Here is a 13,313-nt window from a genome sequence, read left to right on the forward strand (position 1 = left end):
TCCCGCAATGGCTGCATACCTACAATCACCACCGCGGACACACCGCGCTGAAAGGGCAACCACCCGCCAGCCGCGTCCCCAACCTCACGAGTCAGTACAGCTAGCCGGTCACCACCGCGGCCTGCGGGCGGATCGGGAGGCGGTTGACCGGGCGGCCCGTGGCGGCGCGTACGGCGGCGGCGACGGCCGCCGGGGAGGCGACCACCGGTACCGCGCTGACGGCCTTGGCGCCGAAGGGCGCGACCACGTCGCGTTCCTCGACGAGCTTCACGATCCGGATGTCGGGGGTGTCGAGCGCCGTCGGCAGGGCGTAGCCGGTGAGGTCGGGGTGGCGGACGAGGCCGCGGGGGGTACGGAGGTTCTCCGTGAGCGCGATGCCGACGCCCTGCGTCACGCCCGCCTCGATGCGGGCGGTCAGCTGGGCCGGGTTCAGGACCCGGCCCACGTCCTGGGCCACGGCCAGCTCCACGACCCGTACCGAGCCGATCTCGATGTCGACGTCGACCACCGCGCGGATCGCGCAGAAGGCCATGCCGACGAACGCGTCGCCCTGTCCGGCCCCGTCCAGCGGCTCGGTCGGGTGCGGGCGGCACTGGGCGGTGGCCCACAGTTCCTTGCCGTCCAGGGCCTCGGCGACCGTGGTCGACAGCACACCGTCGTACGAGGTGATCTTGCCGTCGGCGATCTGGAGCAGTTCCGTCGACATCCCGAACTGGTGCGCCAGGGGCTGCAGGAGCTGGGTGCGGACCATCTTGGCCGCCCGTTCCACCGCGCCGCCCGACACCCACGTGTGCCGGCCCCGGCAGCCCGCGCCGGCCGGGGGCTGGTCGGTGTCGACGGGCGCCACCCGCACCTCGTCGACACCGAGCGTGTCCTGCACGATCTGCCGGGCCAGCGTGGTGAAGCCCTGGCCGGTCTCGACGGCGGCGCACAGCACCGTCGCCACGCCGTCCTGGACCTTCACGGTGGCCGTGGAGACCTCGTCGGCGCCCTCGGCGCCGAGCATGTGCACCATGCCGATGCCGTAGCCCACGCCCCGCCGCACCGCGCCCGGTTCGCCCGCGCCCTCGGGACCGCCGGGCAGCAGCCACTCGTCCTCGGGCGTGTCCTTGGGCAGGGCCGGGAGGGGGTGGTCGCGGACGGTCTGGAGGAGTTCGGCGACGGGCGCGGGGCAGGTGACCGTCTGGCCGGTGGGGAGCACGTCGCCGGTGGCCAGAACGTTGCGCAGCCGCACCTCGGCCGGGTCCAGGCCGAGCTTCTTGGCGATCTTGTCCATCTGCGCCTCGTACGCGGCGCAGACCTGCATGGCGCCCTCGCCGCGCACGTGGCCGGAGGGCGGGTTGTTGGTGCGCACGGCCCAGCCCTCGATGAAGGCGTTCGGGACGACGTACGGGCCGCAGGCGAAGGCCACCGCGGCGGCCAGGGCGTCGGAGGAGGTGTCCGCGTAGGCGCCCGCGTCGAGCAGGAGCTGCGCCTCGACCTTCACGACCCGGCCCTCGGCGTCCGCGTGGTGGCGGTAGCGGAGCAGCGTGGGGTGGCGGTGGACGTGGCCGAGGAAGGACTCCTCGCGCGTGGCGGTCAGTTTCACCGGGCAGCCGGTCTTCAGCGCGAGCAGCCCGAGCGGCAGCTGGAAGCCCTGGTCCTCGCGGTCGGCGGTGGCGCCGGGCACCCCGGTGACGACGATCTTCACCTGTTCGGGCGGCAGGCCGTAGCACGCGGCGGCCGTGTCGCGGTCGCCGTGCGGGTCGGTGGAGGCCAGGTACAGCTCCACGCCGCCGTCGGGGCGCGGCACGGCCAGACCGGCCTCGGCCCCTATGGGCGCCGGGTCCTGTCGGCCGATGCGGTACAGGCCCTCGACGACGACGTCGCCGGCCGCCTCCGGGTCGCCGTGGCGCAGCGGGATGTGCCGGACCAGGTTGCCGTCGGGGTGCAGCGGCTCGGCCTCGAACGCCTGCTCCGGGTCGGTGACCGGGTCGAGCACCTCGTACTCGACGATGACGGCGGCGGCGGCCATCCGCGCGGTGTCCGGGTGGTCGGCGGCGACGGCGGCGAGGGGCTCGCCGTGATGGCGTACGACGTCGGAGGCGAAGACCGGCCGGTCGGCGTGCCGGCCGCCGCGCCCGTGCAGCGGCGCGCCGGGGACGTCCTCGTGCGTGACGACGGCGCGTACCCCGGGCATCTCGCGCGCGTGGGTGGTGTCGATGGACACCACGCGCGCGTGCGGGTGCGGTGAGCGCAGTACGGCCGCCCACAGCAGGCCCTCGGCCCACAGGTCGGCGGCGTACGGGAAGGTGCCCTCGGTCTTGGCGCGGGCGTCGGCGGGCGGCAGGGACGCGCCGAGGCCGTGCGGGATCGGCTCGGGGGCGGGGACCGCCTCGGCGGTCCCCGCGGCCTCCGCCGTCGCGGCGTCGTTGCTCACGCGTGGCCTCCGTCCTGGCCGTGGTCGCCCCGGTCGTCCCGGTCGCCGTGGGAATGGTCGTGCGGTCGCGCCGGGTCCCGGTCCCCGGAGCGCTGCTGGGGCTCGAACGCCGACGCGTTGACGCCGCCCGCGCCCGGTCCTGCCTGGTGCGGGATGCGGGGCTCGTCGGACTCGGCGCCGGGCTGTGCGTCGGCCCCGGTGTGCGCCTCGCGCTCGGCGACGACCTCCTGGACCGCCTCCAGGACGCCCCGGTACCCGGAGCAGCGGCACAGGTTGCCGCACAGGGCCTGGCGGGCCTCCAGGTCGGTCGGCGCCGGGTTGCCCTCCAGGAGGTTGTGCACGGTCATCGCCATGCCGGGCACGCAGAAGCCGCACTGCACCGCGCCGCGCCGGGCGAGCGCCCGCTGCACGTCCGACGGCTGCCCGTCGGCGGCCAGGCCCTCGACCGTGCGCACCTCGCTGCCGGCCGAGGTGACGGCCGGGACCAGGCAGGAGGCGACCAGGCGTCCGTCGACCTGCACGTTGCACGCGCCGCACTCGCCCTGTGAGCAGCCGTCCTTGGCGCCCGCGAGGCCGAGGCGCTCGCGCAGCACGTAGAGCAGCGACTCGCCGATCCAGGCGTCCGTGACGGGACGGTCGGTGCCGTTGACGCGCAGCACGTAGGAGGCCAGCGGGTGCTCGTCCTGCGGGCTCGCGGGGGCCTGGTCCGGGGCGGTGGCGGCCGGGGTGGGCTGGGGGCCGGGCGTGTCGTCGGGACCGGGCGCGTCGGGGGCGGGCGTGTCGACGCCGGGCGCGTCGGACGCGTCGGGTGCGTCGAGGCCGGGCGCGTCGGACGCGTCGGGTGCGTCGAGGCCGGGCGCGTCGGTGCCGGTCGGGGCGTCGGCTTCGGGCGCGGTGCCCTGCGGGCCGGGCACGGGTTCCGGACGCGGGGCCGTCGCCGGTGACGCCTCCTCGGCGAGGACCTGTCCGCCGTCCTGCCCGGAGGGCTGCCCGGGGTCCTGGCCGTGGTGCCGCGCGGGTTCCGGTTCCCGGTCCGTACCGGTGGTCGGCGCGGGGCCCGTGCCGGGCGCTTCGGCGGCCTCCGGGCCGGGCTCGGCGATCTCCTCCTCGGCGGGGTCCGCCACGCGTTCCACGGGGCCTTCAGGGGCCCCCTCGGCCCCGGCGGGCTCACCCGCGGGCTCCGCCGCCTCGTCGGCTCCGGCGGGCGCGGGTGCCCGGCCGTGCGGGTCGGCAGAGTGGGGGCCGGGAGCGTGCGGGTCGGGAGCGTGCGGCTCCGGATCGTGCGGGTGTGGAGCGTGCGGGTGTGGAGCGTGCGGGGCCTCGTGTCGTTCGTCGGCGTCCGGGCCGGGCTGCGGCATGTCGTCGCCCCACGGCCGGCCGGCGGGCCGCGTCGCGGGCACGCTGCTGATCTCGGCGGGCCGTTCCCCGGCGTCGGTACCGGCCGGGGGCGGGGCCTCGCCCCACGGCCCGCCGGGGGGCTGCGTCGCCCAGGGCGCCGGAGCGCCGCCGGGCAGGGTGGCCGGGGCACCGCCGCCCCACTGCTCGGCCAGGGACGACGCGGTGAACTCGCCCGACTCGTCCGGCAGGTCGCCGTCGGCGACGGGGATGGACCACTGGCCGGTGACGTCCTGGCCGGGCGCGGGCGCGGGGTCCTGCCCCGCTGCGGCCTCGGAAGCCGCCTCGGAGAAGTCCCAGTGGCCGGTGGCGCCGGGCCGGTAGGGGAACCGGTCGTCCTGTCCCGGCGCGCCGTACCCGGCGTTCGCGTCGTAGGGCGCGGCCCCGCCGTACGGGTCGTGCTGCGGGTACCCGGTGTGGTCCTGCCGGGCCGCCGGGTCCTGGTTCGTGTCCAGGGCCTGCCACTGGGTGCCGTCCACGGGCGCCGACGGCGTCGCCCAGGAGCCCGTGGCCGCCGGATCGGTGCCGGCGGCCGTGGCCGGCGTCACCGTGATCTGCGGCGGCACATAGCCGTGGCCGGGCGCGGCCAGCGGACTGTCGTGGGCGGCGAGGAGCGCGTCCACCCCGCCCTCGGGGAGCTTGACGAAGGCGGTCGCGCCGTCGTCGTAGTCACCCTGCGGCAGCGGGTCCCAGCGCCCGCCGCTCGGGGGCGCGCCCCCACCGTGCCCGTCGCCGTACTGGTCGCCGTACTGATCGCCGTACTGATCGCCGTACTGATCGCGGTACGGGTCACCGCGCCGGTCGCCGTACGGATCCCCGCGCCGGTCCCCGTACGGGTCCCCCTGCCCGTCGCCGTACCGGTCGTCGTACTGGTCGCCGTGCTGGTCGTCGGTCACGACAGCGCCCTCCCCAGTGCTCGTCGGGCCAGCGCGGCGACGGTGCGCCGCAGGTGCAGTACGGCGGGCGGGAGCGGTGGCACGGAGCCGTCCTCGGCCGGCGCCTCGTCGGGGATGCAGGCGGCGGCGACGTACTCGCCGAAGCCCCGCAGCGCCTCCGGGACGATGGTGCGGCCGTTGTCCCAGTCGATGAGCGAGGCCACCCACTCCTCGGCCTCCAGGGGCCGCAGCGGCATCGGGGCGATGGCGCCCACGGCGCACCGCACGCCGCGCCGGGCGGGGTCGAGGACCAAGGCCACCGAGGCCGTGGCGCGGCCGGGACCGGTGCGGCCGGTCGCCTTCAGGAAGACCTGCGGCGCGTGCAGCAGCGGCACGCGCACGTAGCCGATCAGCTCCCCCGCGCGGAGCATCTCCATGCCGGCCAGCAGATGCGAGACCGGCACCTCCCGGCGGGCCCCGTCCGGGCCCGCGATGATCAGCGTCGCCTCCAGGGCGGCCAGCACCGGCAGCGCGTCGCCGGTCGGAGCGGCCGAGGCGATGTTGCCGCCGAGGGTGCCGGCGTTGCGGATCTGCGGCGGTCCGGCGGCGCGCGCGGCGGCGGCGAGCGCCGGGATGAGCGCGGCGAAGTCCGGGCGGCCCATGCGGGCATGGGTGAGTCCCGCACCGAGCAGCGCGTGCCCGTCCAGGTACTGCCAGCCCCGGATTTCGCTGATCCGGCCGAGGCCCACCAGCGCGGCGGGCCTGAGCTGGCCGGAGTTGACTGAGGTCATCAGGTCCGTACCGCCCGCGACCGGCACTGCGGCGGGCATGGCGGCGAGCGCCGCCACGGCCTCGTCCAGTGTCGTGGGCAGCGTGACGGCCTGCGCCGCCTGCGGTGCGTGCGTGGTCAAACCGACTGCCCCTTCCCGCTGTCCCACCTGGTCCCGCCCATGTGGCCGTACGCTACGACCTGACAGGGCGGACGTGGCAACTCTGGCACATCTTTGCAGGGCCCGAACGCAGGGGTCCGCTAGGAGGCATTCGCCCGGATCACCGGCGACATGGTCCGTTTTCGTACAGGATCCACTGCCATCGGAGTTGTGTTCCGTGCGCGCGAGTTGCCACTCCTCGGTGGCGTTTGGGGCGGTCTTCCCACGATTCTTCGTGAGATGCGCTCCTACGTGCCTACTTGTTCGGCGGCGGGCCGTCCAGCGGGCGCCCGAGCACGCCGGGCCGCTGCTGCCAGGGCAGCGGGCCGCCGGGTGGCCGGTAGGCGACGCCCAGTGCGTCAAGTCGCCGGTAGTGGGCGGCCATCCGCTGCTCGAACGCGCCGAAGTCCCGCTCGGCCGGGGCGGGCAGGGCGCTCCAGGCGACCTCGGCGAAGGCGGCGAGCCGCGGGAACACCTGGTAGTCCACCCGCCCCTGGTTCTCCATCACTTCCGTCCATACGTTCGCCTGGGTACCGATCACGTGTGCGGACTCGTCCGGTGTGAGTTCGGACGGAACCGGCTCGAACCGGTAGACGTCCTCCAGGGTGCGCACGAAGCCGATCGGCACGGGTTCGCCCTCGTCCCCGTGCTGCCGGTGGTCCAGGTACACCTGCTGCTCGGGGCACATCACGACGTCGTGCCCCGCGCGCGCGGCGGCGATCCCGCCGGCGTACCCGCGCCAGGAGGAGACGGCCGCGCCCTTGGCGAGCCCGCCCTCCAGGATCTCGTCCCAGCCGATGAGCCGGCGTCCGCGTTCGGCGAGCCAGGTGTCGAAGTGCTGGATGAACCAGGCCTGGAGTTCGTCCTCGTCGGCGAGGGCGAGTTCCTCGATGCGGGCCTGCACGGTGGCCGATTGCCGCCACTGCTCCTTGGGGCATTCGTCGCCGCCGATGTGGAGGAACTCCGAGGGGAACAGTTCGAGCAGTTCCTCGAACACACCCTCGTAGAAGCGCAGTGTGTTCTCGGTGGGGGCGAGTACGTTCGGGGAGACGCCCCAGGTGTCCCAGACGGTCAGGGCCGTGGTGTCGATCACATCGGTGTTGCCCAGTTCCGGATACGCGGCGATGGCGGCCTGCGAGTGGCCGGGTACGTCGATTTCCGGGACGACGGTGATCTGCCGTTCGGCGGCGTAGGCGACGATCTCCCGGATGTCCTCCTGGGTGTAGTAACCGCCGTGGGGTTTGTCCTCCCACAGCGGCGACGCGCGGTGGCCGTATTTGGTGCGCGAGCGCCAGGAGCCCTTCTCCGTGAGCCGCGGATGGCGTGTGATCTCGACGCGCCATCCCTGGTCGTCGGTCAGGTGGAAGTGCAGGACGTTGAGTTTGTGGGCCGCCATCAGGTCCAGGTAGCGCAGGACGCCGTCCTTCGGCATGAAGTGCCGGGCGACGTCCAGCATCAGGCCGCGCCAGCGGAAGCGGGGCGCGTCCTCGATGCGCAGCAGCGGCAGCCGCCACCGCCGGCCGGGCAGCGGGGCCCGCCGGAAGGCGTCCGGGCCGAGGAGCTGGCGCAGCGTCTGGGCGCCCCAGAAGAGGCCGGCCGGGTCGCCGCCGGTGAGGCGCACGGTCCCCGGCGCGATGTCGAGGCGGTAGCCCTCGGCGCCCAGCTGCCCGTCGAGTTCGAGCCGGACGACGCCGCCGGGCCCCTCGCCGGATGCCAGCGGGAGTCCCGTCGCCGCGCCCAGGGTGGCGCGCAGCCAGCGCTCGGTGTGCCCGGTGCCGTCACCGGCGGCCATCCGGGTGTCGGGGCCCAGTTCGAAGTACGCGTCCTCGTGGGACGTCACTTGCCGCGGCTGGGGGATCACGTCGGTCACGTCAATCACTCCTCAGTCCTTCACCGCTCCGCCGAGACCGGAGACGAGTCGTCGTTGCACGAGTACGAAGAAGACCAGCACCGGGATCGTCATGACCGTGGACGCGGCCATCACGCCGCCCCAGTCGGGATCGTCCGGTTTGTAGAAGACCAGCAGCGCCATGGGCAGCGTCGACTGGGAGGTGTCGCTGATGATGAACGACTTGGCGAACAGGAAGTCGTTCCAGGTGGAGATGAAGGAGAAGACACTGGTCGCCACCAGGCCCGGGAAGACCAGCGGGAAAAGTATCTGCCACAGAAAGCGCGACCGGCTCGCCCCGTCGATGTACGCGGCCTCCTCCAGGGCTTCCGGAACGGCTTTCACGAAGCCCCGCAGCATCCAGATCGCGAACGGCAGCGAGAAGGCGATGTGGGGCAGGATCAGCGAACCCAGCGTGTTCAGCTGGCCGAAGTCCCGCATGAGGAAGAACAGCGGGATGGTGAGCGCCTCCACGGGCACCATTTGCGCCACCAGGAACATGATCAGCAGCGTGGTGCGGAAACGGAACCGGAATCGCGTCACGGCCGTGGCCGCGAGAAACGCGATCAGCGCCGAGGCGATCACGACGGTGCCCGCCACGAGCAGGCTGTTGAGGAAGTAGCGGCCGAATTCCTGCTGTCCGAAGACGCGCCGGAAGGAATCCAGGGTGGGCGCCGCGGTCCACGGCCGCGGCCGGCTCGACTCGATCTCGCCGGCCGGTTTGAAGGCGCTCAGCACCATCCAGTACAGCGGGAAGGCGACCACCACGGCGATCAGCAGCGCGGAGGCCTCGGCCGCGAGCCGCCACGGACGGCGCACCCGCACACTCGGAAGATTCACAGCTCCTCCCCCTGGCGGCGCAGCAGCCGCAGGTAGACCAGCGTCACGGCGAGCAGGATCAGCAGCATGACGACGCCGATCGCGGAGCCGAGGCTGTACTGCGAGGACGCGAAGGCCTTCTGGTAGGCGTAGACGTTGAGGACGAGGTTCTGGCCGGCGATGCCGCCGCCGTTGGTCATGACGTAGATCTGGGTGAAGACCTTGAAGTCCCAGATGACCGACTGGATGGTGACGACGACGAGGATCGGCCGGAGCATCGGCGCGAGCACCGAGCGCCAGATCCGCCACTGCGAGGCGCCGTCGAGCGCGGCGGCTTCGAGCACCTCGGCCGGCACCGCGCGGATCCCGGCGTAGACGGTCACCATGACGAACGGGAAGGAGCACCAGACGACTTCGAGCAGGACGAGCAGGAAGGCGCTGTAGCGCCCGTACGTCCACGAGTGGTCGCCGAGGCCCAGCATCCGGTTGACCGGCCCGAAGTCCGGGTCGAACAGCAGCAGCCACACCGTCGACCCGGTGACCGCGGGGGTCGCCCAGGCGCCGAGCCCGGCCAGCATCAGCGCGAGCCGCGGCAGCGCCCGCACCCTGGTGAGCAGCACGGCGAGCGCGCACCCGACGGCCAGGGTCGACACGACGCAGGCGGCGGCGAACACGACGGTGGCGAGCAGTACCCGCCAGAACTCCCCGTCCCCGAACAGCTCGGCGTAGTTCCCGAACCCCTTGAAACTCGTCGGCTCCCCGCCGGACACCTGGGCCTGGGTGTACTCCAGGAAGGAGATCAGCCCGAGCTGGTAGACGGGGTAGACGAGCAGCCCGCCGAGGACGACGAGAGCGGGGGCGAGATACAGCCAGGGGGTGCCGGAGGAGCCCCGGACGGAGCGCGGGCCGGTGGGCGAACCCGTCATCCGGCGGAGCCAAACGCCTCGTCCATCTTCTTCGCGGCGTCCTCGGCGGCGGCGTCCACGTTCTTCTTGCCGCTCACCACCTCCTGGAACATCGTCGGCAGCACCTGCGAGGAGTCGATCGTCGCCCAGGCCGGCGAGGCCGGTACGAACTCCGTACCGGCATCGAGCGTGTCGACGAACGGCTTCACGAACGGCTCCCTGTCCGCCACCTCCTGCCGTACGTCCGTGAAGGTCGGCAGGAAGCCCATCGCGTCGAAGAGGTCGCCCTGCGCCTGCTTGGACGCGAGCCGCTTCATCAGGTCGACGGCGAGGGTGCGGTGCGAGGTGCTCTTCAGGACGCCGATGTTGTTGCCGCCCGCGAAGGCCGGGGCGATCGAGCCGGGCTCGGTGCCGGGCAGCGGCACGACGGCGTACTTGCCCTTCACCGTGCCGGCCTCCACCGCCTGGTGGCTGAAGTCGCCGCCGATCGCCATGGCAGCCTTGCCCGAGGCGAACGCCGTGACGGTGTCGTTGCCGCCCATGCCGGCGCACTTGGCGGCCGGGCAGTTGTCGTCGCCGAAGAGCGAGGTGTACGCCTTGACGCCCTTGACGGCGGCGGCGCCGTCGATCGCCGAGGTGTACGAGCCGCCCTTGCCGGTGGCCAGTTCGCCGCCGTTCGCCCAGATGAAGGGCATCGCCCCGTACGTGTAGGCGCCGCCGACCGCGATGCCGTACAGGTCGCGTTCGGCGGCCCGCACCTTCTTCGCCGTGGACGTCAGTTCGTCCAGCGTCCTGGGGACCCGGAGGTTCAGCTCGTCGAAGACGTCGGTGCGGTAGTACAGGGCCCGGACGCCGACGAAGTACGGGGCGCCGTAGACCTTGCCGTCCACGGTGACCGACCGGCGGGCCGTGGCGTCGGCGTCCTTGGCCTGGTCCCAGCCGGCGAAGTCCTCGGTGACGTCGGCGAGTCCGCCGTCCTTCACGTAGCCGGCGGTGTCGGTGTTGCCGTACTCGATGACGTCGGGGGCGCTGCCGGGGTCGTTGAACGCGGCCTTGATGCGCTGGGCGCGGGTCTCGACGGGGATGTACTCGACGGTGACCTTCGTGTCGTCGTGCGCCTTCTCGAAGTCGGCGAGGACCGCGTCGACGACTTTCTCCTTCGGCTTGTTGTTGACCTCCTGGAAGAGCCAGACGCGCAGGGTGCCGCTCTTCTCGTCCTTGCCGGAGGAGGAGTTGTCCGACGTCTGGGGAGCGCAGGCGGTCGCGGCGACGGCGGTGGCGGCCAGCAGGACGGCCAGGCGGGGGGCGAGCTTCATGGAGAGTTCCTCCGGGCGTGCGTTGCAAGGTATGCAATGACGGTTTCGCTCTGCACAACATCCAGGAGAGTAAGGAGTACATGAACATGTCCACAAGAGGTCTGAACCAGTTAGTGACGCACGGAGGCCCCCGGAGCGCGCGCGGGCACGCTCCGGGGGCCTCCGGGAAGCTCTAAGAGGTCTGCGGGGGCAGGGCTGCTACTTCTTGTCGCCGCCCTTGCCCTCGTCTCCGCCGCCGCTCATGGACTCGTAGATCTCCTTGCACATGGGGCAGACGGGATACTTCTTCGGGTCGCGGCCGGGCACCCAGACCTTGCCGCACAGCGCCACGACGGGAGTGCCGTCGAGGGCACTCGCCATGATCTTGTCCTTCTGGACGTAGTGGGCGAAGCGCTCGTGGTCGCCGTCGCCGTGGGACGTCTGCGGCGTCGGTTCGACGAGGGTTCCCGTACCAGTCCCGCGCTCGGGCTCGAGAGTGCTCATAACCGCCAAGGGTACTGAAGCTCACACGCTTCAGTTGAGCGACGGGTCGTCCGGATACGTGGCCACCATCGCCAGTTCGCCCCGCTGCCGGCGCAGCACTTCGCGCCACAGTCTCTCCGGGAGCGGCGAGGAGACGTCGCCGGGCTCGGACTCGACCACGTACCAGGCGCCCTCGGTCAGCTCGTCCTCCAGCTGGCCGGGACCCCAGCCGGCGTACCCGGCGAAGATCCGCAGCGCGCCGACCGCGGACGCCAGCAGTTCCGGCGGGGTCTCCAGGTCGACGAGACCGATCGCACCGTGCACCCGGCGCCAGCCCAGCGGCGCCCGCTCGCCCGACGCGCCGCCGGGGACGACGGCGACCCCCAGGGCGGAGTCCAGCGAGACCGGGCCGCCCTGGAAGACGACGCCCGGCTCGCCCGCCAGGTCCGCCCAGCCCTCCAGGATGTCGCCCACATCGACGGGGGTGGGGCGGTTGAGGACCACGCCGAGGGAGCCCTCCTCGTCGTGGTCGAGGAGAAGCACCACCGCGCGCTCGAAGTTCGGGTCCGCCAGGGCGGGTGTGGCCACGAGCAGCCGCCCCGTGAGCGAGGACACCTCGGTCATGCCTGACATGATCCCGCATGTTCCCCCGCCGTGGGGAGGCAATCGGGGGCAGCGGGGTGAACACGCACCCGGCGCACGCCCCGGGATCGTGACCCCCTGTACGCGCCGGCATACACCACGTGTTGTGACAAAGCCATGACGTTCCCCGACCGTGCGGGCGCGCACTGAAGGGGGGTACAAGACGATTACCCTTTCCCTTCTGGCCCCTGCCCGAACCCACGGAACGCGAGATCCATGACCGTCAACGGCACTGATGACGTACTGCTTGTCCACGGCGGGACCCCGCTGGAGGGCGAGATCCGGGTCCGCGGAGCGAAGAACCTCGTGCCGAAGGCGATGGTGGCCGCCCTCCTCGGCAGTGCGCCGAGCCGGCTGCGCAACGTGCCGGACATCCGCGACGTGCGGGTCGTACGCGGACTGCTGCAGCTGCACGGGGTGACGGTCCGTCCGGGCGAGGAGCCCGGCGAGCTGGTCATGGACCCGACCCACGTGGAGAGCGCGAACGTCGCCGACATCGACGCCCACGCGGGCTCGTCGCGCATCCCGATCCTCTTCTGCGGCCCCCTGCTGCACCGCCTCGGGCACGCCTTCATCCCGGGCCTGGGCGGCTGCGACATCGGCGGCCGGCCGATCGACTTCCACTTCGACGTCCTGCGGCAGTTCGGCGCGACGATCGAGAAGCGGGCGGACGGCCAGTACCTGGAGGCTCCCCAGCGGCTGCGCGGCACGAAGATCAACCTGCCGTACCCGTCCGTCGGCGCGACCGAGCAGGTGCTGCTGACGGCGGTGCTCGCGGAGGGCGTCACCGAGCTGTCCAACGCGGCCGTGGAACCGGAGATCGAGGACCTGATCTGCGTCCTGCAGAAAATGGGCGCGATCATCGCGATGGACACCGACCGCACCATCCGCGTCACCGGCGTGGACGAGCTGGGCGGCTACACCCACCGCGCCCTCTCGGACCGCCTGGAGGCCGCCTCCTGGGCCTCCGCGGCGCTGGCGACCGAGGGCGACGTCTACGTCCGCGGCGCGCAGCAGCGCTCGATGATGACGTTCCTCAACACCTTCCGGAAGGTCGGCGGCGCCTTCGAGATCGACGACGAGGGCATCCGCTTCTGGCATCCGGGCGGGCGGCTGAAGTCCATCGCCCTGGAGACGGACGTGCACCCCGGCTTCCAGACGGACTGGCAGCAGCCGCTGGTGGTCGCCCTGACGCAGGCGACGGGCCTGTCCATCGTCCACGAGACGGTGTACGAGTCCCGCCTCGGCTTCACCTCCGCGCTCAACCAGATGGGCGCCCACATCCAGCTCTACCGCGAGTGCCTCGGCGGCTCCGACTGCCGCTTCGGCCAGCGCAACTTCCTGCACTCGGCCGTGGTCTCGGGCCCGACCAAGCTGGAGGGCGCCGACCTGGTCATCCCCGACCTGCGCGGCGGCTTCTCGTACCTGATCGCCGCCCTCGCGGCCCAGGGCACGTCCCGCGTCCACGGCATCGACCTGATCAACCGGGGCTACGAGAACTTCATGGAGAAGCTGGTGGAGCTGGGCGCGAAGGTCGAGCTGCCGGGCAAGGCGCTGGGCTAGTTGTTCTGTCCGGGGAGGTTGTGGACGGGTGAGTCAGGTCTCGGCTGAGGGATCTTGAACAGGTGAGGGCCTTCCGGTTCGGTGTGGATTGCGACGTCTA

The 13,313-nt window shown here is 72.6% G+C and carries 10 protein-coding genes and 1 pseudogene; 2 read left to right on the forward strand and 9 right to left on the reverse strand.

Annotated elements, in window-relative coordinates:
* Positions 1 to 104, forward strand: a pseudogene (locus IG94_RS42285) (IS481 family transposase); the annotation flags it as partial.
* Here the strand turns inward: IG94_RS42285 and IG94_RS0137185 are convergent.
* From IG94_RS0137185 to IG94_RS0137225, 9 genes are all read right to left on the reverse strand, one after another.
* Positions 101 to 2,419: a xanthine dehydrogenase family protein molybdopterin-binding subunit gene (locus tag IG94_RS0137185; protein ID WP_031048234.1), complete on the reverse strand. Its 2,319-nt coding sequence runs from the start codon at positions 2,417 to 2,419 to the stop codon at positions 101 to 103. The pseudogene IG94_RS42285 and the gene IG94_RS0137185 overlap by 4 nt on opposite strands.
* Positions 2,416 to 4,710 carry a (2Fe-2S)-binding protein gene (locus IG94_RS0137190; protein ID WP_428837413.1) on the reverse strand — a complete coding sequence of 765 codons (2,295 nt, stop codon included), beginning with the start codon at positions 4,708 to 4,710 and terminating at the stop codon, positions 2,416 to 2,418. Before IG94_RS0137190 ends, IG94_RS0137185 begins: the two co-directional genes overlap by 4 nt.
* Positions 4,707 to 5,600 (reverse strand): FAD binding domain-containing protein, encoded by an 894-nt coding sequence (locus tag IG94_RS0137195; protein WP_031048242.1) that lies wholly within the window; start codon positions 5,598 to 5,600, stop codon positions 4,707 to 4,709. The genes IG94_RS0137190 and IG94_RS0137195 overlap by 4 nt, the downstream gene beginning before the upstream one ends.
* Before the next feature lie 274 nt (positions 5,601 to 5,874).
* Complete coding sequence (locus tag IG94_RS0137200) at positions 5,875 to 7,497, reverse strand: beta-N-acetylhexosaminidase (protein WP_031048244.1); 1,623 nt, start codon at positions 7,495 to 7,497, stop codon at positions 5,875 to 5,877.
* Between the two features lie 3 nt (positions 7,498 to 7,500).
* The gene (locus IG94_RS0137205; protein ID WP_031048247.1) at positions 7,501 to 8,346 is read right to left on the reverse strand and encodes a carbohydrate ABC transporter permease; all 846 of its coding nucleotides are present in this window, start codon (positions 8,344 to 8,346) and stop codon (positions 7,501 to 7,503) included.
* On the reverse strand, positions 8,343 to 9,251 hold the full coding sequence (locus tag IG94_RS0137210; protein WP_031048250.1) for a carbohydrate ABC transporter permease: 909 nt from the start codon (positions 9,249 to 9,251) through the stop codon (positions 8,343 to 8,345). The genes IG94_RS0137205 and IG94_RS0137210 overlap by 4 nt, the downstream gene beginning before the upstream one ends.
* On the reverse strand, positions 9,248 to 10,546 hold the full coding sequence (locus IG94_RS0137215) for an extracellular solute-binding protein (RefSeq protein ID WP_031048253.1): 1,299 nt from the start codon (positions 10,544 to 10,546) through the stop codon (positions 9,248 to 9,250). The genes IG94_RS0137210 and IG94_RS0137215 overlap by 4 nt, the downstream gene beginning before the upstream one ends.
* A gap of 198 nt (positions 10,547 to 10,744) precedes the next feature.
* Positions 10,745 to 11,029 carry a DUF3039 domain-containing protein gene (locus IG94_RS0137220; RefSeq protein WP_030402030.1) on the reverse strand — a complete coding sequence of 95 codons (285 nt, stop codon included), beginning with the start codon at positions 11,027 to 11,029 and terminating at the stop codon, positions 10,745 to 10,747.
* 30 nt (positions 11,030 to 11,059) lie between these two features.
* A complete protein-coding gene (locus IG94_RS0137225; RefSeq protein ID WP_031048255.1) occupies positions 11,060 to 11,632 on the reverse strand; it encodes a YqgE/AlgH family protein in 573 nt (190 codons plus the stop codon).
* Positions 11,633 to 11,866: 234 nt separating this feature from the next.
* On the opposite strand from IG94_RS0137225, the gene murA reads away from it, so the two are divergent.
* On the forward strand, positions 11,867 to 13,213 hold the full coding sequence (gene murA / locus IG94_RS0137230) for a UDP-N-acetylglucosamine 1-carboxyvinyltransferase (protein ID WP_031048257.1): 1,347 nt from the start codon (positions 11,867 to 11,869) through the stop codon (positions 13,211 to 13,213).
* The last annotated feature ends 100 nt before the right edge of the window (positions 13,214 to 13,313 follow it).

Source organism: Streptomyces olivaceus (assembly GCF_000721235.1).
Taxonomy (GTDB): domain Bacteria; phylum Actinomycetota; class Actinomycetes; order Streptomycetales; family Streptomycetaceae; genus Streptomyces; species Streptomyces olivaceus.

Bases quoted from the DNA above. Each gene is read 5' to 3' on its own strand.
- IG94_RS0137210 (WP_031048250.1), bottom strand. From the start codon at position 9,251: ATGACGGGTTCGCCCACCGGCCCGCGCTCCGTCCGGGGCTCCTCCGGC.
- IG94_RS0137215 (WP_031048253.1), bottom strand. From the start codon at position 10,546: ATGAAGCTCGCCCCCCGCCTGGCCGTCCTGCTGGCCGCCACCGCCGTC.
- IG94_RS0137220 (WP_030402030.1), bottom strand. From the start codon at position 11,029: ATGAGCACTCTCGAGCCCGAGCGCGGGACTGGTACGGGAACCCTCGTC.
- IG94_RS0137225 (WP_031048255.1), bottom strand. From the start codon at position 11,632: ATGACCGAGGTGTCCTCGCTCACGGGGCGGCTGCTCGTGGCCACACCC.
- murA (WP_031048257.1), top strand. From the start codon at position 11,867: ATGACCGTCAACGGCACTGATGACGTACTGCTTGTCCACGGCGGGACC.